Annotated in this window: 18 protein-coding genes and 1 riboswitch; of the genes, 17 read left to right on the top strand and 1 reads right to left on the bottom strand. The window is 38.2% G+C overall.

Features of this window, described 5'->3' with window-relative positions; all coding sequences use genetic code 11:
* Positions 1 to 47 precede the first annotated feature (47 nt).
* From M2919_RS00465 to M2919_RS00490, 6 genes are read left to right on the top strand one after another with little or no spacing between them, the layout of a single operon-like run.
* Positions 48 to 599: a hypothetical protein gene (locus M2919_RS00465; RefSeq protein ID WP_023605646.1), complete on the top strand. Its 552-nt coding sequence runs from the start codon at positions 48 to 50 to the stop codon at positions 597 to 599.
* Between the two features lie 7 nt (positions 600 to 606).
* Positions 607 to 1,440, top strand: a complete 834-nt coding sequence (locus tag M2919_RS00470) for a M15 family metallopeptidase (RefSeq protein WP_248848859.1) — start codon at positions 607 to 609, stop codon at positions 1,438 to 1,440.
* Positions 1,382 to 2,023 (top strand): glycoside hydrolase family 73 protein, encoded by a 642-nt coding sequence (locus M2919_RS00475; RefSeq protein ID WP_248848861.1) that lies wholly within the window; start codon positions 1,382 to 1,384, stop codon positions 2,021 to 2,023. The genes M2919_RS00470 and M2919_RS00475 overlap by 59 nt, the downstream gene beginning before the upstream one ends.
* 28 nt (positions 2,024 to 2,051) lie before the next feature.
* Positions 2,052 to 3,176 (top strand): ATP-grasp domain-containing protein, encoded by a 1,125-nt coding sequence (locus M2919_RS00480; protein WP_248848863.1) that lies wholly within the window; start codon positions 2,052 to 2,054, stop codon positions 3,174 to 3,176.
* A gap of 12 nt (positions 3,177 to 3,188) precedes the next feature.
* Complete coding sequence (locus M2919_RS00485; protein WP_248848865.1) at positions 3,189 to 3,869, top strand: GntR family transcriptional regulator; 681 nt, start codon at positions 3,189 to 3,191, stop codon at positions 3,867 to 3,869.
* Positions 3,870 to 4,793, top strand: a complete 924-nt coding sequence (locus M2919_RS00490; RefSeq protein WP_248848867.1) for an aldo/keto reductase — start codon at positions 3,870 to 3,872, stop codon at positions 4,791 to 4,793.
* An 11-nt stretch (positions 4,794 to 4,804) separates the two neighbouring features.
* On the opposite strand, the gene M2919_RS00495 is transcribed toward M2919_RS00490, so the two are convergent.
* Positions 4,805 to 5,464 carry an NAD-dependent epimerase/dehydratase family protein gene (locus M2919_RS00495; protein ID WP_248848872.1) on the bottom strand — a complete coding sequence of 220 codons (660 nt, stop codon included), beginning with the start codon at positions 5,462 to 5,464 and terminating at the stop codon, positions 4,805 to 4,807.
* A 125-nt stretch (positions 5,465 to 5,589) separates the two neighbouring features.
* Here M2919_RS00495 and M2919_RS00500 point away from each other — a divergent pair, with 125 nt between their 5' ends.
* From M2919_RS00500 to M2919_RS00550, 11 genes are all read left to right on the top strand, one after another.
* Positions 5,590 to 6,951, top strand: coding sequence for a TrkH family potassium uptake protein (locus tag M2919_RS00500; protein ID WP_248848873.1), 1,362 nt, complete (start codon positions 5,590 to 5,592; stop codon positions 6,949 to 6,951).
* A 90-nt stretch (positions 6,952 to 7,041) separates the two neighbouring features.
* A riboswitch (M-box (ykoK) riboswitch) is annotated at positions 7,042 to 7,229 on the top strand.
* 103 nt (positions 7,230 to 7,332) lie between these two features.
* Positions 7,333 to 9,966 carry a magnesium-translocating P-type ATPase gene (mgtA, locus tag M2919_RS00505; RefSeq protein ID WP_248848874.1) on the top strand — a complete coding sequence of 878 codons (2,634 nt, stop codon included), beginning with the start codon at positions 7,333 to 7,335 and terminating at the stop codon, positions 9,964 to 9,966.
* 349 nt (positions 9,967 to 10,315) lie between these two features.
* Positions 10,316 to 11,428, top strand: coding sequence for a pyruvate dehydrogenase (acetyl-transferring) E1 component subunit alpha (gene pdhA / locus M2919_RS00510; protein ID WP_248848876.1), 1,113 nt, complete (start codon positions 10,316 to 10,318; stop codon positions 11,426 to 11,428).
* Positions 11,429 to 11,430: 2 nt separating this feature from the next.
* On the top strand, positions 11,431 to 12,408 hold the full coding sequence (locus M2919_RS00515; protein ID WP_126763709.1) for an alpha-ketoacid dehydrogenase subunit beta: 978 nt from the start codon (positions 11,431 to 11,433) through the stop codon (positions 12,406 to 12,408).
* 26 nt (positions 12,409 to 12,434) lie between these two features.
* Complete coding sequence (locus M2919_RS00520; protein ID WP_248848877.1) at positions 12,435 to 14,027, top strand: dihydrolipoyllysine-residue acetyltransferase; 1,593 nt, start codon at positions 12,435 to 12,437, stop codon at positions 14,025 to 14,027.
* A 7-nt stretch (positions 14,028 to 14,034) separates the two neighbouring features.
* Positions 14,035 to 15,441 carry a dihydrolipoyl dehydrogenase gene (gene lpdA / locus M2919_RS00525; RefSeq protein ID WP_023605634.1) on the top strand — a complete coding sequence of 469 codons (1,407 nt, stop codon included), beginning with the start codon at positions 14,035 to 14,037 and terminating at the stop codon, positions 15,439 to 15,441.
* A gap of 172 nt (positions 15,442 to 15,613) precedes the next feature.
* Positions 15,614 to 16,000: a DUF1149 family protein gene (locus M2919_RS00530; RefSeq protein ID WP_023605633.1), complete on the top strand. Its 387-nt coding sequence runs from the start codon at positions 15,614 to 15,616 to the stop codon at positions 15,998 to 16,000.
* A gap of 137 nt (positions 16,001 to 16,137) precedes the next feature.
* On the top strand, positions 16,138 to 18,333 hold the full coding sequence (locus M2919_RS00535; protein WP_248848878.1) for a Tex family protein: 2,196 nt from the start codon (positions 16,138 to 16,140) through the stop codon (positions 18,331 to 18,333).
* A gap of 49 nt (positions 18,334 to 18,382) precedes the next feature.
* Entirely contained in the window at positions 18,383 to 18,841 is a 459-nt protein-coding gene (locus M2919_RS00540; protein WP_248849451.1) for a SprT family protein, read from the top strand.
* Positions 18,842 to 18,913: 72 nt separating this feature from the next.
* Positions 18,914 to 19,801 carry a diadenylate cyclase CdaA gene (gene cdaA / locus M2919_RS00545; RefSeq protein WP_272163232.1) on the top strand — a complete coding sequence of 296 codons (888 nt, stop codon included), beginning with the start codon at positions 18,914 to 18,916 and terminating at the stop codon, positions 19,799 to 19,801.
* Complete coding sequence (locus M2919_RS00550) at positions 19,791 to 20,834, top strand: CdaR family protein (protein WP_202584772.1); 1,044 nt, start codon at positions 19,791 to 19,793, stop codon at positions 20,832 to 20,834. The genes cdaA and M2919_RS00550 overlap by 11 nt, the downstream gene beginning before the upstream one ends.
* Positions 20,835 to 20,846: the final 12 nt, after the last annotated feature.

Genomic DNA, 20,846 nt, shown 5'->3' on the forward strand with positions numbered 1-20,846 from the left:
TGTGAAACGAGTGACGTAATATGTTATTTTAGAAAGGAGAATAAATGATGCATGAAGCATTAGTAGCAATTATTGAAGACCGGGTTCAACATCAATTTTTAACCGCGCAAGAATTTTGTGAAACCTATTTAAAAGTAGATGTGAGTGAGTGGGAGTCGTGGAAAAATGGAACAGGAACCTTAAATACCGAAGCCATGCAATTAGTTAAAAATTTATTTTCAGACTATGAATGGATGCTTATTCAAAAATTAATCCGTCAAGCTATTCTCTTCCCTGAGAAACGAAATTATATTGTAATGGAATATAAGCGTCTTAAAACGCTGATTGCTAAAAAATGGATAAATAGTGGTGAGGCAATGGTTGAATTGATTTCACAACAGGAGTCGGCTACTCGTCGTGAAAAAGCGTGGTCAGCAGCGCAAGGAATGATTAATTTAAAAGTATCCTTACAGTATGACTCTTGGGGCTATGATGATATTTTATACTTTCATTTACCAGCAGTTGTCCAAAGACAAATTGAAGATGCGCCCGTGGATTTATTAGAATGGGTGAATGAGAATTTAACAGAAACATATATTCAAGAGAAAAAGGACGTGTAAGAAGTTCATGGCAAAAAAAATATTGGCGGGATTCGTAATGGTGCTAATCATTGTTACAAGTATTCGCTTGTTTAATAGAGAAAGTCAACCAGCACCTTCCACCACTGAAACACTGGCGACTGAAAGGCGTCAGTCTTCATCGGATGCTTCTACTGAAGCGAGCGAAGTCTATGATGATTTACCGGTAGGCAGCAAAGAAGATCCAGCCTTGATATTAGTCAATCATAATCAGCCGATGAAGGAAAATACGGTTCTACCCATTACGATTATGAAAAATGGCTACGAAATCGCTGAAATGGCCTTTGATGCCTATTATGCATTGGAGCAAGCAGCCAAGGAAGCAGGTATTGACTTAACGGTTGTTTCCGCGTATCGTTCGGTAGAAAACCAGCAAAACGTCTATGATAATTCCATTCAAGAATATATGGCACAAGGAAAGTCTGAAGAACGCGCTAGAAAACTGACAGATGATTATATCGCCATTCCTGGTACAAGCGAACATCATACGGGTTTAGCCTTGGATGTCGTCGACCAAGATTGGTACGCTGATGAAAAAGGACTCGAACCAGAATTTGGACAGACGAAAGCTGGCAAATGGTTAGCTAATAACGTAACCGATTATGGCTTTATTATTCGCTATCCAAAAGAAAAAGAAGAAATCACAGGGATTCAATATGAACCTTGGCACATTCGATATGTAGGAAAAGAACATGCAGCGTATATGAAAAAATATGATTTGACGTTGGAACAGTATATAGAACGATTTGAAGAGAAGGAGAAAAATGGCACGAAGAAAAGTGACACGAAAAAAGTGGAAAAAGAAGGTAGATCATCTAAGTAGTATTGTCATTAGCTTATTAGCCTTATATGGTTTTTTTACTGTAATGAAGATGATGATAGGAGATATACCCAATTCATTGGCAAGTAGCAGTTCTAATCATGTTTTGGTAGAATCATCTCCTTCGCATGAGGCGTTTATCGAACAACTCGCTCCGACTGCTCAGCAGTTACAAGATGAGTTTGGTGTGTTACCCAGTATCATTCTGGGACAGGCTATTCTTGAGTCAGACTGGGGGACTAGTCAATTAGCCGCAAGTTATTATAATTTGTACGGCATAAAAGGATATGACGATACCAGTGTGATGTTGGAAACCAAAGAGTTTGTTGATGGTAAGTGGAAAACAATCCAAGCCCCTTTTAAAGTATATGCGAACTGGGAAGAATCCATGCGTGACCACAGTTTGTTATTCGTAAACGGTGTAGACTGGAATCCCCAACTATATCATGCTGTTTTACAAGCGACCAATTATCGTGATGCCGCTGCTGCACTGCAATCAGCTGGCTATGCCACGGATCCTAATTATCAAGAAAAAATTGTATCTGTTATTGAAAACTATCAATTAGCACAATATGATAGTAGATAAATTATCAAATAGTAAAGTAGGAAAAGTGATGTCAAAGTTATATATACAAGGTCAAACTATAGGAATTGTAGGGGGCGGGCATTTAGCACGGATGCTAACGCTTACCGCTCATAAACTAGGATTAAAAGTAGCGATATTAGATCCCCTCGAACACTGTCAAGCGTCTGCTGTTGCGGACTGGCATATTCAAGGAGAGTATCATAATGAAGTATATTTAATGCAATTAAACCAGATGAGTGATTTTATTATTTTTGAATATACGAGTTATGTAGAAAGTCAAACACTACCTCTATTAAAAAGCTTACCTCAGGGGTTGGCAGTCTTAGAGTTAGCACATCATCGGTTAGATGAACGTCGTTTTTTAAATGAAAGTGCAGTAAACATTCCACCGTTTGAGATTGTTCACAATCTTGTTGAAGTCTATGAAGCGTTGGAAAGTATTGGATTTCCTTGTGTGTTAAAAACGGTTAGACGGACACATACGCAAGATGACTATTTTGAAATTAAAGAATTATCAGATGTTAAAAATGCACAGCACCTCTTTAAAGAAGGACCCTGTTTATTAGAATCTGAAATTCCGTATAGTAAAGAAATACGTGTTTCAGTCGTTAGTAATGGAGAAGAGGCGCCCGTATTTTTCCCAATTGTAGAAAAAAAAATTCTTATTGGACGGTTAGAAGGGTATTATTCAAACGCGAATCTTTTGCGTGAGGAACAGGATGAAGTTTATCGTATTGCAGAAATCTTGAGTGATAGCTTAGCTGTACAAGGTATTTTAACTATTAAAATGAAGATTAATGAATTTGGCATTATTTATGTCACAGGTTTTGAGCCTACGACCTTAGATGACGGCATCTATTCTGAAGTGGCGTGTAGCATGTCACAGTTTGAAGCGCATATACGTGGGCTTTGCGGGTGGCCATTGCCTCTTGTAACGGTCTTAGGTGAGTGGTTAACTGTTCCAATTAGACAAGCGCAATACTCGTTAGCCGTCACGCAACTGCCTTTTCAAGCGGATTGGCGATTTTTATTTTACGGACAGAAACGTGCAGAATTTGATGAAAATAGTTTGTTAGGTCATGTGCTAATTCCGGCCGAAGACCGAAACGAAGCTATAGCGAAAATGATTAGTTCTCATATTTGGAATGATTAGAAGGGGCATTGTATGGTATCTCAAAAAGTAAAAAAACAAGTGGTCGACTATTTGCAGCGTGCCATTGTGGCCGGTCAATTGCCACCAGAAAAAAAATTAATAGAGACGGAGATTGCAGAAAAATTAGCAGTCAGTCGCTCGCCAGTACGCTCAGCGTTTAAGGAATTGGCTGACATGGGTTTAGTGGAAATGGTTCCTAATAAAGGAGCGTATGTCGCTGCTAAATCGTTGACACCAAAAGAATATGTTGAGCGTTTAGAGTTTTTAGAGTTATTGTTAATTCAGTTTTTATTCTATCAAGAAAAAAGAAGTGAACTTTTAAACGAGCGAGCATTGTCAGAAATACTAAAAAAAATTGATGATTATCGAAAACAGCGTACTTTAATCGAAGAAGAAATGTTAAAGTTTTTTGAGTTGTTGACGAGAGACTATCCTAATAAATATTATCAAGAAGTTTTACTACAAACCGCTTCAGATTTAATTCGTGCAGACTTTAAACAACTCACACAGAAAACAAGACCGTTTGGGCAGCTCTTTTTATATCATTATGAAGTTTTCATAAAGCACGTCTCAGAAAATAATTTTCCGTTAGCCAGAAGAGAAGTTCGATTATGGATAAATAACTTAAAGTTAGAAATTGTTGACCAACAGGATTTGGGAGACTGGGATAAATATCGAAAGGAGCAAGACTAAATGAACTATATTGAAATTGGTGGCGAAGCAGCCCTTCGTGCTTCACAAATAGGTGTAGGATGTATGCGGTTTAATCGCTTGACGATGACAGAGGCGGTTGATTATTTGAATCATACACAACAGTTAGGTATTAACTTTTTTGACCACGCTGATATTTATGGAAAAGGGAGTTGTGAAACGCTTTTTGGAAGAGCGTTAAAGCAAACGTCTATCGAGCGTGAACAGCTGATTATTCAATCGAAATGTGGCATTCAACCGGGATTTTACGATTCGTCGAAAGCTCATATTCTAGCCAGTGTTGATCAGATTTTGCATCGTTTAGGTGTCGATTATTTAGACATTTTGGCTTTACATCGTCCCGATGCTCTGATTGAACCAGAAGAAGTAGCCGAAGCATTTGAACTTCTTCGAGAAAGTGGTAAAGTTAAATTTTTTGGTGTGAGTAATTATCATCCGCTTCAAATCGAGTTGTTAAAGCAAGCTTTACCTAGTGATATGCCGTTAGTAGTCAATCAGTTACAATTTGGTTTAATGGCTAATCATATGGTGGCTGAAGGGATTCATGTTAATCGTCATGAAGCCGAAGCGATTAATCGAGATGGTTACGCATTAGATTATGCTCGACTTCATCAGATGACGGTACAGGCTTGGTCGCCTTATCAACACATGACGGAAGGATTGTTTATCGACCAACCAGAGTTTCCTGAAATAAATGCGTTGTTAAGTGAATTAGCTGATAAATACCAAACTACTAAGACGGGTATTGTAACGGCTTGGAATCAGCGACACCCAGCTAATATTCAAACATTAGCTGGTACGATGACTAAAGAACGTCTGACAGAAATTGCTAATAGCAGTCACATTGTTTTATCCCGTGCAGATTGGTACGCGTTGTATCAGGCTTCAGGCCATGTTTTACCATAAAAAAAGACCTTTCATTTAAGCGAAAGGTCTTTTTTATTAAAGGTTTGAATGATACCTGTTTCTTTTTTTATGAGACTGTTAACGATAAGTGAGCTCAAATCGTCTCGTGTAATGGGTAGGACGTTTTGGACTTTTTGACTAATAAATGGAATATATTTGAGGATTGCGAGAGAATAGCCAAAGAACAAGGACGATGGTCGGTCTTTGTCAACTACTAGCCCTGATTGAATAATTAGAGATGGAAGTGGAGCCTGTGTAATCAGTGCTTCCGCTTTCTTCTTAGTTGTTAAGTACGTAGGCGACATCCAAGGACTTTTTCCAGCAGCAGACAAGTAGAGATAGTGAGGTATCTCGTTTTCGATTAAAACAGGCAATAAACCTCGCTGCAAGTCAACGTGATAGCGTTGGAAAGTTTGATTTGTTTTTTTATTTTCTTTTAATAACCCAATCAAGTTAATGACGACGGGTTGTGCAGAGAGTAGTGATTGCCAAGAAGAAAAATCAAAGACATCTGTTTTTTGCCACGTTATAGAAGGGTGATGTTTCCATTCTTCTTTAACATTTTTACCACCAGAACGTGATAGACTGGTGACACGAAAACCGTGTTCGGCTAGCTTGACACAGACGGACTGACCAATAAAACCACTACCGCCTAAAACAATAACGTTCATCGTGGCACTCCTTTCCAGATATTGGGTAATTTATAAGAAAGAATTGAATCTTTCTTAAATACAGTATACTATGAAGTCACTACTAAACGATAGTAAGACAATGTAAGTAAGGTGAGGGAATATTTGTGATAAAGAAAAATAAACAGCCTAAAGCTAATTATCGCTTTACGCCTGTTCAAGCTATAACAGCAAGTTTTTTAATGGTAATTGTCATCGGTACGTTTTTACTGTCGTTACCGATTTCGTCAAATTCAGGACATACGAACTTGTCAGATGCCGCCTTTGTAGCGACTTCATCGGTTTGCGTGACGGGTCTTACCACCGTGAATACGGCAGCTCACTGGAGTTTGTTTGGCCGTATTGTGATTATGTGTTTGATAGAAATTGGCGGAATGAGTTTCATGTTAATGACGCTAATCGTGGTCATGTTTATGCGAAAAAAAGTGAACTTCCAAGCACGATTAATTTTTAAAGAGTCTTTAAACTTAGGTGAATACTCAGGGGTCTTGAAGTTAGGATTGTATGTCTTAAAATTTTCATTTGTGACACAAATGATTGGAACGATTTTATTTTCTTTTTATTTTATCCCTAAGCATGGTGTAATTAATGGTTTGGGATATAGTGTTTTTCATGCGATTTCAGCTTATTGTAATGCTGGTTTTGATTTGTTTGGAAATAGTTTAGAAGGAGTGCGGACTAACAGCTACTTTATGTTAGTGGTTAGTGGTCTGATTATTGCCGGAGGTCTGGGATTTGTTGTTTGGCGAGATTTGTTAACTTGGTACAAACGCCGTAAAATGACTCTGCATACTCAGTTAACATTGCGTATGACTATTATTATTTTAATCAGCAGTTTTATATTGTTTTTACTATTCGAAAATAATTTACAAGCATATAGTGATCAATTAACTCCGTTTCAACGTATTGTGAATACATTTTTCCTTGCGGTTACACCAAGAACAGCAGGTTTTAATAGTATTCCATATGCGGATTTATCACATGCTAGTTTATTACTAACGATGATGTTAATGTTCGTCGGCGGAAATTCTGGCTCGACAGCAGGTGGGTTAAAAGTATCAACATTAGGTGTGCTACTACTTCATGCATGGGCGACAATTAAAGGGAAGAATCGGACAGTTTTTCACTATCGTACGATTAAGCAAGAAATTGTCATGCGTGCTTTTGCGCTCTTCTTTATATGTGTTACCATTACGATTACCGCTACTGCGTTACTATCTGTAACAGAAGTAATACCGCGTGAATTTGGTATCGAATATGTAGCCTTTGAAGTCTTTTCGGCGTTTGGTACAGTAGGCGTCACGTTAGGTTTAACACCCCATTTAACGATGATAGGCAAGTTTGTCATTATGTTACTTATGTTTATCGGTCGTGTGGGAGTGTACACGTTCTTATTATCAATCGCGGGTCGTCAACGCAACAATGAGGGATTGATACGCTATCCTGAAGAGCACGTGATGGTCGGTTAATTTTTTAAAATTAAAAAATTCATATTCATGCTGTATAGAATATTTGACAAAAGGAATCTTTATATGTAGTCTAGTAAGTGTGATAAAAATAGAACAATCTGTTAGGTGAGGCTCCTGTCTGGAAATACGCTACTGCCCTCCAATAATCGAGAGAATATTGTGATGAGTTTTTTTAGGGTCAACTGAAATTGTCGAACAAGGCTTTTTCTAATGTAGCTGATAGTGATTATTGACTATCTAAGCCATTCAGTGCTAAAACTCGACGTTGAGATTTGGCGTATTATATAGAATAACGTTGTTATTTATAATGCACTCTCGTGTCGAGAGTGCATTTTTTGTTTTATTTAACAGAAACGTTCTAACGAAGAAAGGGATGAGGAAATGGAAAAAAAACAAGCAGGAAAACAACCAACATTTTCTGGCGCATCATCAAAAGATAATGAGTTAAAAAAACTTGTTAAACTTTCTGATCGAGAATTGATGATGGAGTTACGTACGACGCCAGAAGGTCTGACCAGTGAGGATGCTAAACTTAGGTTGGAAGAATTTGGTCCAAATGAGGTGGCAGCTCAAAAGCCTCGTCCAGCATGGAAATTATTGCTACACGCGTTTCAAGATCCATTTGTCTATGTTCTCGCATTGTTATTAGTTGTTTCAGCTTTAACAGGCGACCATGATGCTGCTATTATTATGGGAATTATGATTACGGCAAGTGTCATGATTCAATTTATTCAAGATTATCGGTCACAGAAAGCAAGTTTTGAATTGAAAGAAATGATTGAAAACACCTGTGCGGTAACACGTGATGGCGAAGTTATCGAGATTCCGATGGACGAAGTCGTTCCAGGAGATATTGTCAGTTTAGCAACAGGTGACATGATTCCAGCCGATGCTAAATTAATTTGGGCAAATGACCTATTCGTCAATCAGTCATCCATGACGGGTGAATCAATGCCGGTTGAAAAGTTTGTCTATTCAGGTGTCAGTGAAGAAGAAATTCAAGAAGATGATTTAACAGCGCTTGACTTACAAGACTTAGTGTTTATGGGGACGGACGTGCTTAGTGGTCAAGGGAAAGCCTTGATTTTAAAAACAGGAGAAGATACATTCTTCGGTGACATTGCTAAGAACGCGAGTGAAAAACGAGGAGATACCGCCTTCGACATTGGAATTACACGTGTCAGTAAAATGTTGCTACGCATGGTAGCGGTGTTCTTCCCAGTTGTATTGTTTTTAAATGGTGTTTCAAAAGGAGATTGGAACCAAGCTTTCTTCTTTGCTATTGCAGTAGCAGTCGGTTTAACACCTGAGATGCTACCGATGATTGTGACAAGTAACCTTGCTAAAGGTGCTATTAGTCTTTCAAAAAAGAATGTGATCGTAAAAGAGTTAAGCTCCATTCAAAACTTAGGGGCTATGGATATTCTTTGTACAGATAAAACCGGTACAATTACGGAAGATAAAGTTGTTTTAGTGGAGCATGTGAATCCAAAAGGTGAAATGGATAATCACGTTCTTAGTATGGCTTATCTTAATTCAAAGTATCAAACAGGTTGGAAAAACTTAATAGACCATGCTGTCATTAATTACTATGATAAGTTCCCAGAAAAGCATGAGTTTAAAGAAGTTATCAAAATTGACGAATTACCATTTGACTTCACACGACGTCGCTTAACAGTGGCGGCTGAAGTAGATGGACGTCAATTAATGGTAACAAAAGGTGCGGTTGAAGAGATGTCTGAAATCATCACGCATGTTGAATTAGATGGTGAAGTCGTAGAAATCACGCCAGAATTAGAAAAATCCATGCGTGCAGTCAACGTTGAAATGAATGAACGAGGTATGCGTGTTATTGCGGTAGCTTACAGAGAAGATGTTCATCAAGAGCCTGTCTATACGATTGAAGACGAAGAAAAAATGATTCTAGTTGGCTACGTAGGATTTTTAGATCCAGCGAAAAAATCTGCGATATCCGCTATTTCATCTTTACATGAACATGGTGTCAATGTAAAAGTGCTAACAGGTGATAATGAGATAGTCGCACGTAAAGTCTGTGCGGACGTCGGAATTGAAGTTGACAAAGTTTTAAATGGGCATGAATTAGAAGAAATGTCTGATTTAGAATTACAAGAAAAAGCAGAAGGCATTAATTTATTTGCAAAACTATCTCCAATGCAAAAGTCACGTATCATCCAAGTTTTACAAAATAAAGGCCATACTGTTGGTTTTATGGGAGATGGAATTAATGATGCTCCCGCTTTAAGAAAAGCCGATGTTGGTATCTCTGTGGATACGGCAGCGGATATTACGAAAGATGCTAGTTCAATTATTTTATTAGAAAAGAGTCTGAACGTTTTGGCTGACGGTATTTTAGAAGGTCGTAAAGTTTTTAGTAATATGATGAAATATATCAAGATTACCATCAGTTCTAACTTCGGGAATGTTTTCTCTGTGTTAGTCGCAAGTGCGTTTCTACCGTTCTTGCCTATGTTGTCCATTCAATTGTTAGTTCAAAACCTTGTTTATGACTTTGCACAGTTAACGACACCGTGGGACAACGTCGATGAAGAAGATATTATTAAACCCGTTCATTGGAAAACGGGAAGTCTTTTGAGATTTACGGTTATTTTAGGACCTGTAAGTAGTATTTTTGATATCTTAACTTTCTTTATCATGTGGCATATATTTGGTGCTAATACTGTTGCTGAACAAGGATTGTTCCAAGCTGGTTGGTTCTTAGTAGGGCTTATTACACAGACTGTAGTCGTTCATGTCTTACGTACGAAGAAACTACCATTTATCGAAAGTATTGCAAGTCCGTCACTGCTCATCTCTAGTTTATTCGCTATTGTCGTGGGCTTAGTAATTGTTATTACCCCACTGCGTACCGGGTTTGATTTTATGCCGCTACCAAGCAATTATTGGCCATGGTTGATTGGAATTGTTGCAGCGTATATCGTGACTACTGAAATAGCAAAACGTATTTATATCAAAGTGAATAAAGAATGGTTATAAGATTGAAACTCTCAGAAATTTTCTGAGAGTTTTTTCTTTTAAAACGATTATTAAATAATAAATAGAACAGAAAGTGTAACAGAAAACTAATCTTGTTATAGTCGTGGTGTAACAGCTTAGAAACACAATCTTGTATTTTTTAAAACACTTACACAGTTTATCTAATTCTTCACAAACTTTGATTTGATGGACTTTGTTGAGATATACATGATTTACACAAGATGTAAACTTATTACTTGCAATTACCAATTACTCGTGTTAAATTGAGAATGTGAAAGCGGAAAAGTAATACAGATAACTTTTCTGTTTAAGACAACTAATATGTGAAATAAGAGAGGAATGTGTAGTAATGGCGAAGAAAAAGATTAAACAGCTTGATTTCGAAGCACAGTTGAAAAACATCAACAAAGAATTTTCGACACTACAAGTATTAGACGAAAACGGGAAAGTGACAAATCCTGATTTGATGCCAGATTTATCTGACGACGAATTAGTAGAGTTAATGTCAAGAATGGTATGGTCACGTGTATTAGACCAACGTTCAACAGCTTTAAACCGTCAAGGTCGTTTAGGTTTCTATGCACCAACAGCTGGTCAAGAAGCAAGTCAATTAGCAAGTCATTTTGCAATGACAAAAGAAGATTACTTATTACCAGGTTACCGTGATGTTCCACAACTTGTACAACACGGCTTACCACTAAAAGAAGCTTTCTTATGGTCACGTGGACATATAGATGGAAGTAAATTCGCTGAGGACTTAAAAGCATTACCTCCACAAATTATTATCGGAGCACAAATCGTTCAAGCAGCTGGAGTAGCGCTAGGACTTAAAAAACGTGGAAAAGACGCTGTCGCGTTCACTTACACTGGTGACGGTGGTTCTTCACAAGGGGATTTCTACGAAGGAATTAACTTTGCAGGTGCTTATAAAGCTAACGCTGTATTCTTCATTCAAAACAACGGTTACGCTATTTCAACACCACGTGAAGTTCAAACAGCCGCTGAAACATTAGCACAAAAAGCAGTAGCAGCTGGTATCCCAGGTGTTCAAGTAGACGGTATGGACCCGTTAGCAGTTTATGCTGTAACAAAACATGCAAGAGAATGGTCAGTTGCAGGTAATGGTCCTGTTTTAATTGAAACATTAACATATCGTTACGGACCACATACACTTTCAGGTGATGATCCAACACGTTACCGTACACAAGATATCGAAGACTATTGGGAAAAACGTGATCCATTAAACCGTTTCCGTATTTTCTTAACTGAAAAAGGTTTATGGTCTGAAGAAAAAGAAGAAGAAATTATCGAAAAAACAAAAGAGGAAATCGCAGCAGCTATTAAAGAAGCTGACGCTGCACCAAAACAAACAGTGTCTGAATTCTTAGAGCATATGTTTGAAAATTCACCTCAAAACGTTGCAGAACAAATTGAAATCTACAAAGCGAAGGAGTCGAAATAAGCATGGCACAAAAAACAATGATCCAAGCCATTACAGATGCACTCGATTTAGAACTTGGTAAAGACGAAAACGTCCTAATCTTCGGTGAAGACGTTGGTAAAAACGGTGGGGTTTTCCGTGCAACTGAAGGCTTACAAGAAAAACATGGTAAAGAGCGTGTGTTTGATACACCGTTAGCAGAATCAGGTATTGGTGGATTGGCGTTTGGTTTAGCTTTAGAAGGCTTCCGTCCAGTTCCAGAAATTCAATTCTTTGGCTTCGTGTTTGAAGTATTTGACGAAATTGTTGGTCAAATGGCACGTACACGTTACCGTATGGGTGGTACTCGTAACTTACCTATTACTATCCGCGCGCCTTTTGGTGGTGGTGTACATACACCAGAAATGCACGCAGACAACTTAGAAGGTTTAATTGCACAATCACCTGGTATCCGCGTAGTGATTCCAAGTAACCCATATGATGCAAAAGGTCTTTTAATTTCAGCTATTCGCGACAATGACCCTGTTGTATTCTTAGAACATATGAAACTATATCGTTCATTCCGTGAAGAAGTTCCTGAAGGAGAGTACACAGTTCCTTTAGATAAAGCAGCTATTACACGCGAAGGATCAGACATCACTGTTATTACATACGGTGCTATGGTTCGTGAAGCGATTAAAGTCGCTGATAAATTAGAAAAAGAAAACATCTCAGTAGAAATTGTTGATTTACGTACAGTCGCTCCTTTAGATGTTGAAACAATTATTGCCTCTGTTGAAAAAACAGGTCGTGTAGTAGTTGTACAAGAAGCTCAAAAACAAGCAGGTGTAGGAGCACAAGTTGCATCAGAAATTTCTGAACGTGCTATCTTATCTCTTGAAGCGCCTATCGGACGTGTTTCAGCGCCTGATACAGTTTATCCATTTGGTCAAGCAGAAAACTCATGGTTACCAAATGCTAACGACATCGAAGAAAAAGTCCGTGAAATTTACGAATTCTAATTTGAATAGAAGAGGAGAGTTAAATAATGGCGTTTAAATTTAAACTACCTGACATTGGTGAAGGAATCGCAGAAGGCGAAATCGTTAAATGGTTCGTTAAAGAAGGCGACACTATCAACGAAGACGACACAATGTTAGAAGTCCAAAATGATAAATCAGTAGAAGAAATCCCATCACCTGTGACTGGTAAAGTCTTGAAGGTCGTTGTACCAGAAGGAACAGTTGCTAACGTGGGTGACGTGTTAATCGAAATCGATGCACCGGGACATGAATCTGATGAAGAAGAAGCTCCTGCTGTAGAAGCAGCTGCTCCTGCAGAAACAGGTGCAGCGAAAGCTGTTTTCCAATTCAAACTTCCAGATATCGGTGAAGGGATTGCAGAAGGCGAAATCGTTAAATGGTTTGTCAAAGCTGGCGATACTATTAACGAAGACGACACAATGCTTGAAGTTCAAAACGATAAATCAGTAGAAGAAATCCCATCACCTGTAACAGGGACGGTTGTAAATGTTGTTGTACCAGAAGGGACAGTCGCGAATGTTGGTGACGTGCTAATCGAAATTGATGCACCTGGTCACAACGACAGCGTTCCAAGTGCAGGCGGAGCAACACCTGAAGCGCCAGTTGCAGCAGAAGCTCAACCAAAAGCAGCAGCTTCATCTGAGCCTACAGGTAAACCTTCAACACGCGTTTTAGCGATGCCTTCAGTGCGTCAATATGCACGTGAAAAAGGTGTGGATATTACTTTAGTGACACCGACTGGTAAAAAAGGTCGTGTGACACGTGAAGATATCGATACATTTGCAGCAGGCGGATCATCAGTAGCAGCTCCAGAAGCAACAGCAGCAACTGAAGAAAAACCAGCAGCAACTAAAGAAGCAGCACAACCAGCAACACCATTTGTTGGCATTGCTGAACAAGAAACACGCGAGAAAATGACAATGACTCGTAAGGCTATTTCTAAAGCAATGGTAAATAGCAAACACACAGCCCCACATGTCACATTGCATGATGAAGTTGAAGTGTCACAATTATGGGATCACCGTAAGAAATTTAAAGATGTCGCTGCAAGTCGCGATACAAAATTAACTTTCTTACCATATGTTGTTAAAGCACTTGTTGCAACAATGAAAAAATACCCAATCTTAAATGCTTCAATTGACGATGCAACAGATGAAGTGGTTTACAAACATTACTACAATATCGGTATCGCAACTGATACAGATCACGGCTTATACGTACCAAACGTAAAACATGCCGACATGAAGAGTATGTTTGATATTGCTGATGAAATTAACGAAAAAGCAGCTTTAGCTCATGAAGGAAAACTTTCAGCTATTGACATGCGCAATGGAACGGTTACAATTAGTAACATAGGGTCTGTAGGCGGTGCTTGGTTTACTCCAGTTATCAACTACCCTGAAGTTGCTATTTTAGGTGTCGGAACTATCAAACAACAGCCAATCGTAAACGAAGATGGAGAATTAGCAGTAGGCCGCGTTATGAAATTATCTCTAAGCTTCGATCATCGAATCGTTGATGGTGCCACAGCTCAAAGTGCAATGAACAATATTAAGAGATTGTTGGCAGATCCAGAATTATTATTAATGGAAGGATGATTCTTGAATGGTAGTTGGAGATTTCGCAATTGAACTAGATACAGTCGTAATTGGAGCTGGCCCAGGAGGATACGTTGCAGCAATTCGTGCAGCACAAATGGGACAGAAAGTTGCGATCATTGAACGTGAATATATCGGAGGCGTTTGTTTAAACGTAGGATGTATTCCTTCAAAAGCACTTATTAGTGCCGGACACAAATATCAAGAAGCCTTAGATTCAGAAATTTTTGGTGTAAAAACTGAAAAAGTCTCTCTAGACTTTGAACAAACACAAAACTGGAAAAACAATACTGTTGTTAACAAATTAACATCAGGTGTTGAATTCCTATTAAAGAAAAATAAAGTTGAAATTTTAAATGGGGAAGCATTCTTCATCGATGGACATAACTTACGTGTGATTCACGGTGACGAAGCACAAACTTACTCATTTAACAATGCGATTGTTGCAACTGGTAGTCGTCCAATCGAAATTAAAGGATTTAAATTCGGTGGTCGCATTATCGACTCAACAGGCGGATTAAACTTAACAGAAGTACCTAAAAAATTAGTGATTGTCGGTGGCGGTGTCATCGGTGCTGAATTAGGTGGCGCTTATGCTAACTTAGGTTCAGAAGTGACTATTTTAGAAGGTTCACCACAAATTATTCCTAACTTTGAAAAAGATATGGTTCGTTTAGTCGAAAAATCATTCAAAGAAAAAGGTATGACAGTCGTAACAAATGCTATGGCTAAAGGTGCTGTAGACAATGGCGACAGCGTCACAGTAACTTATGAAGCAGACGGTAAAGAGCAATCAATCGAAGCTGATTACGTGATGGTAACAGTTGGTCGTCGTCCTAACACTGACGAGCTTGGTTTAGAAGTAGCGGGCGTTGAAATGAACGACCGTGGTCTAGTAATGGTAGACGAACAAGGACGTACAAACGTTGAATCTATCTTTGCTATTGGAGACATCGTACCAGGCGCTGCTTTAGCACATAAAGCTAGTTATGAAGCAAAAATTGCTGCAGAAGCAATTGCTGGAAAACCTGTAGCCGTTGACTATATTGGTATGCCAGCAGTGGCATTTACAGATCCTGAATTAGCAACAGTGGGTTACACTGAAAAACAAGCTAAAGAAGAAGGCTTAGATGTAAAAGCTACGAAATTCCCACTTGGTGGTAACGGTCGTGCGCTTTCATTGAACCAAACTGAAGGATTTGTACGTCTTGTGACAACGAAAGAAGATAATGTTATTATCGGTGCACAAGTAGCAGGAATTAACGCAAGTGACATTATTGCGGAATTAGGTTTAGCAATTGAAGCTGGTATGAATGCAGAAGATATTGCTTTAACAATTCATTCTCACCCATCATTAGCAGAATCTGTTATGGATACAGCTGAAATGGCGTTAGGATTACCTATTCACGCTTAAAACCATTTTAAATATCGCAACATCTATTCGGACGTAAGACAGAAAGTTTAACTTTCTGTCTTTTTTGTTATCCTAGGAATTTTAAACGCATTTTTAAATAATTCATGATATAATAGAGAAGTGAAAACTCTTAAGAATTAAGAGTAATTTGTGATGGATAGGGAGATTAGTCATGGAAATTATTAGACAAAAAGAGATGGTGGAAGCTTTTCACTATGATTATCATCAAGAAACAGATAGCGAAACAGAAATTCGTGTAGAGATTAAACCGATAGATATGTCTGAAGAGCCAAACTTTAAACATGATCGTGATAGCGTACTAGGTCTTCGCGTTGTTTTCAAAGTGGTCTTTGAACAATTTGCTTTAACTGGTGCAGTTAACCAATTAGTAACGGTTTTACATCGTACAATTAAAACTGCAGATGAATTAGAACCTGCAGAGTTAGATGAATTAATGAAGCCGTTATTCTCGATGATTGAGCGTCTAACATATGAAGTAACAGAGATTGCATTAGATCAACCAGGTATTCAATTAAATTTCCAAAATGAAAACCAATAGTTATGAGCACAGTCAACGTGACAATCATCGGTTGTCACGTTTTTTTGTAGGGTTAAATGGAATGATGTGTGTCTAAAGAGAAAGTATGTTACCATAAAATAGCAGAAAATGTCATGGTTGAGAAGGAGAAACAAAGTATGTCAAAAGATAAAAATCAACAAATTATGAACTTGCTGATGCAAGAGTTAGATAACCGTTATGCAATGAAACAAATGAAGACGGTCTTGTCGCTAATTGAAGAAGGCAATACAATTCCGTTTATTGCACGATACCGTAAAGAAATGACAGGTAGTCTAGATGAAGTAGCGATTCAAGAAATATTAGAACGTCATCGTTTCCTTGAAAACTTGGAAACAAGAAGAAGTGAAGTTCTCCGTTTAATCGATGAACAAGGTAAATTAACCGAAGAGTTAGAGCGTGAGATAGTAAAAGCGACGAAACTTCAACAATTAGAAGATTTGTATCGTCCATACAAACAAAAACGTCGTACGAAAGCAACGATTGCCAGAGAAAAAGGACTATTGCCATTGGCAGAATGGTTATTATCATTGCCAAATCAAGCAGAAGTAGAAGCAGAAGCACAGAAGTATTTTAACGAAGAAAAAGAATTGACGACCATAGAAGACGTTTTAAGCGGTGCACATGAAATCATGGCTGAAACGATTAGCGATGAGCCTAAATATCGTCAATGGCTACGAAACTTTGCTGAGCGGACAGGTGTCTTGGTAACAGAGGGGAAACAAGTCGAAAAAGATGAGAAGAAAGTATATGAAATGTACTATGATCATCAAGAACCGGTAGCTAAAGTGGCTTCGCACCGCGTGTTAGCTATGAATCGTGGTGAGAAAGAGGACATATTAAAAGTTTCAGTGAGTGTTGAGGAAGAGAAAGTTATGGCTTATTTTGACGAACAACTTATTGGAAATAAAACATCAAGTCCAGCTGTCAGTTATGTCAGAAATGCCTACGAGGATAGTTATAAACGTTTTATTGGACCAGCGATTGAACGAGAAATACGTAGTAATTTAACAGAACAAGCGGATCAGCAAGCGATTGATATCTTTGGCGAAAACTTGCGTCACCTATTATTACAATCACCTTTAAAGAAAAAAGTAGTGATGGGATTTGACCCAGCGTATCGTACCGGTTGTAAATTAGCAATTGTCGATGAAACTGGAAAAGTGGAAGCAATCGATGTGATTTATCCACATAAACCAGCTAGTCATGCCAAACGTGCTGAAGCTGCAACAAAATTCCAAGAATTGATTAAAAAATATCACGTCGAAATGGTAGCAATTGGTAATGGTACCGCGAGCCGTGAATCTGAAAAATTTGTAGCAGAAAACTTAAAAGCGCTAGAAGAAACGGTTTACTATGTGATTGTAAATGAAGCAGGAGCATCGGTTTATTCTGCGAGCGAAGTGGCGAGAGAGGAGTTTCCAGACCTTCAAGTAGAAGAACGTAGTGCGGTTAGTATTGCTCGCCGTTTACAAGATCCTTTAGCGGAATTAGTGAAAATCGACCCGAAAGCAGTGGGAGTCGGGCAGTATCAACATGACGTTTCACAAAAACAACTGAACGAGCAGCTGTCCTTTGTGGTCGAAACTGCCGTCAACCAAGTCGGGGTAAATGTTAATACAGCTAGTCCTCAACTGTTAGAGCATGTATCAGGTTTAACAAAAGCGACAGCTAAAAATCTAGTAGCTTATCGTGAGGAAAATGGGGCGTTCAATAGTCGAAATGAGTTTAAAAAAGTACCGCGCTTAGGGCCTAAAGCATTTGAGCAGTCGGTTGGTTTCTTACGAATTTTAGACGGAAAGTCACCATTAGATAATACAAGTATTCATCCAGAGTCATATGATACGACTAAAGCGTTGTTGCAACGTCTAGAGATTGACCTTGAAGAACTAGGTAGTAAAGAGGCGACGGATAAACTAGAGGCGATTTCTGTTAAAAAATTGGCAAAAGAACTTGAAGTTGGTGAGCAAACCCTTGAAGATATTGTCGAAGCGTTAAAACAGCCGGGTCGCGATTTGCGCGAAGATATGCCAGCACCTTTATTACGACAAGATGTTTTAGAAATGAAAGATTTGCTGGTTGGAATGGAACTTGAGGGGACTGTTCGTAATGTTGTAGACTTTGGTGCGTTTGTCGATATTGGTGTAAAGCAAGACGGTTTAGTCCATTTATCAAAAATGAGTACCAAGTTTGTTAAACATCCTCGAGATATTGTTTCAGTCGGAGATGTTGTGACCGTATGGGTAGAAAAAGTTGAGTTAGATAAACAGCGTATATCATTGACGATGAAACAGCCAAAAGACAGTGCACAATAAAGAAAAAATAGCACGGTACCAAAAGTTAATAGAAGAAACACCAGTTAAAATTCAAGCCACTAATCATTGGCTTACCAACTTAGTTTGTGAGATTTCAGTGGCATTTTTTAATAAACCTTTTCGGCATCGTGCAAGCTATAATAATAGGTTGAAAACAACGGGTGGTCGTTATCGTCTTGATAATCATCACTTAGAATTCAATTGGTTAGTTTTAGAGCGTTTATCGGCGACGATCTTTGTACAAGTGATTTTACATGAACTGTGTCACTATCATCTTCATTTAATGGGAAAAGGATATCGACATCGTGATCAGGATTTTAAACGTTTATTAAAACAAACGGGTGGTTTACGTTATGTGCCCAATCTCAGACGCGATGAAGAGTATCCCTATCTATACCAATGTTTATCGTGTGAACAGAAAATACATCGTTTTAAGAAAATAGACACGAAAAAGTATCGCTGTCGTTGTCATGGTCAATTATCTTTAATAGATAATAGATTGAAATAATTACTAAACCAATTTAACTCTATATGTTATAATAAAAAAATAACCAAGTCATACCAAAGGGGAGAAGCGAATGTGATAAAACTTAGCGAAATATTTAATCTCCAAGCTTGGAATGATATTTTACAGCAGAATATTATGACGCGAGGTTTCTTAGTTAATATCTTGGATATTTTAGTTGTTTGGTATCTCATTTATAAGTTAATGGACTTATTACGTGGGACTAAAGCTATTCAAGTGTTGAAAGGAATCGCGGTCATTTTAATTATTCGTGTTGTCAGTGGTGTGGTCGGTTTAAACACTGTATCGTGGTTAATGAATCAAGTCATCACATACGGCGTCATTGCCACTATCATTATTTTCCAACCGGAAGTGAGACGGGGACTTGAACATTTAGGTCGTGGCTCCTTCTTTTCTCGTAAGAGTAACACCGACTTGAGAAAAGAAGAGTATATGGTTCAAAGTTTTGACAAGGCTATTCAATATATGTCAAAACGAAAAATTGGTGCGCTCATCACAATCGGGAGAAAAACAGGTTTGGAAGATTTTATCGAAACAGGAATTCCGTTAAATGCAGCGATATCGGGTGAATTGTTAATCAATATATTCATTCCCAATACACCGTTACATGACGGTGCTGTGATTGTGAAAGACGGGAAACTTGCTGCTGCATCGGCTTATTTACCGCTATCTGAAAATGACAGTATTCCTAAAGAATTTGGTACCCGTCATCGGGCAGCTTTGGGTATCAGCGAAGTGAGTGATGCATTAACTATAATTGTTTCAGAAGAAACGGGTGATGTGAGTATTACGAAAGATGGCAAACTATTACCACATCTAACAAAAGAAGAATATTTAGACATATTAACACATGAGTTAGTCGAAAAACATGAGCCAAAAGAAGACAAATTACTCGCTTCTTTCTTTGAAGGGTTCTCAAAGGGGGCTAATCATGATAAATAAACTAACGACAACGAAAGCCTTTACGATTGTTTTATCGTTTATGTTTGCGATGTTATTGTTCTTTAATGCCAATCCGGAAAGTCGTTTGGTTAGTCGAAATGAAGCTGGAAATACGATGAAAGAGTTATCAGATGTTGCTGAAAATGTTAAAATAAAACTTATCTATGATGACCAAAAATATTTTGTATCTGGCTATGAAGAAGAAACCAATGTTTATTTACAAAGTGCGAACAAAGTATTGCTAGATACAGAAAAGGCGGAAGAAACGCGTAATTTTTCTGTGGTTGCAGATTTAACCGATTTTAAAGAAGGAACCTATGAAGTTCCACTTAAAATAGACGGATTAAATCGGGCTGTCAGTGCAACGTTAGAGAAAGAAAGTATTTTTGTGACGCTCGAACGTCGGAAAACGAGTTCATTTAAAGTTTCTCCGCGCTTAAATGATAGTTTATTGAAACAAGGATACGATTTAACTGATATTACAGTAGAACCTGAAACGGTATCGATAACAGCAGGAGAACAAACGCTACAAAAAATTTCGGATGTGATTGTATCTATTGATGACAAGGAAGTATCCTCTGATTTTACTAAGCAAGTGACAGTTTTACCAATCGATGATAAAGGTAACGTTTTAGGGGTGATTGCAGTCCCTTCTGTTGTAACGGTAAGATTGACTATTACCGCACCAACGAAGTCTGTTCCAATTAAAGTGAATCAGTCAGGATCGATACCTGAGGGCGTTGCGTCTTATCGATTTGAACCTACGATTGATCATGTAAAAGTTACTGGACCTCGTGAAGCGTTAGATCAGGTTGAAGAAGCCGTTATTATCGTGGACACCTCGTCTATTAATCGTAAAACAACACAATCGTATCGTTTTGAGGCTATTCCTAACGTGACGTTAGAACCGACTGTGACAGATGTCACCGTCATTCCGGAAATGAAGCCGACAAAAGAAACATCTGAAAAAAATCAGTCATCATCTAAAGAAAAAGAAGAATCAAAAGTTAAAGAAACAGATGAAACCAAATAATTGGTAAATTTT

The sequence above is a fragment of the Vagococcus lutrae genome, from assembly GCF_023299185.1.
Lineage (GTDB): Bacteria > Bacillota > Bacilli > Lactobacillales > Vagococcaceae > Vagococcus_A > Vagococcus_A lutrae.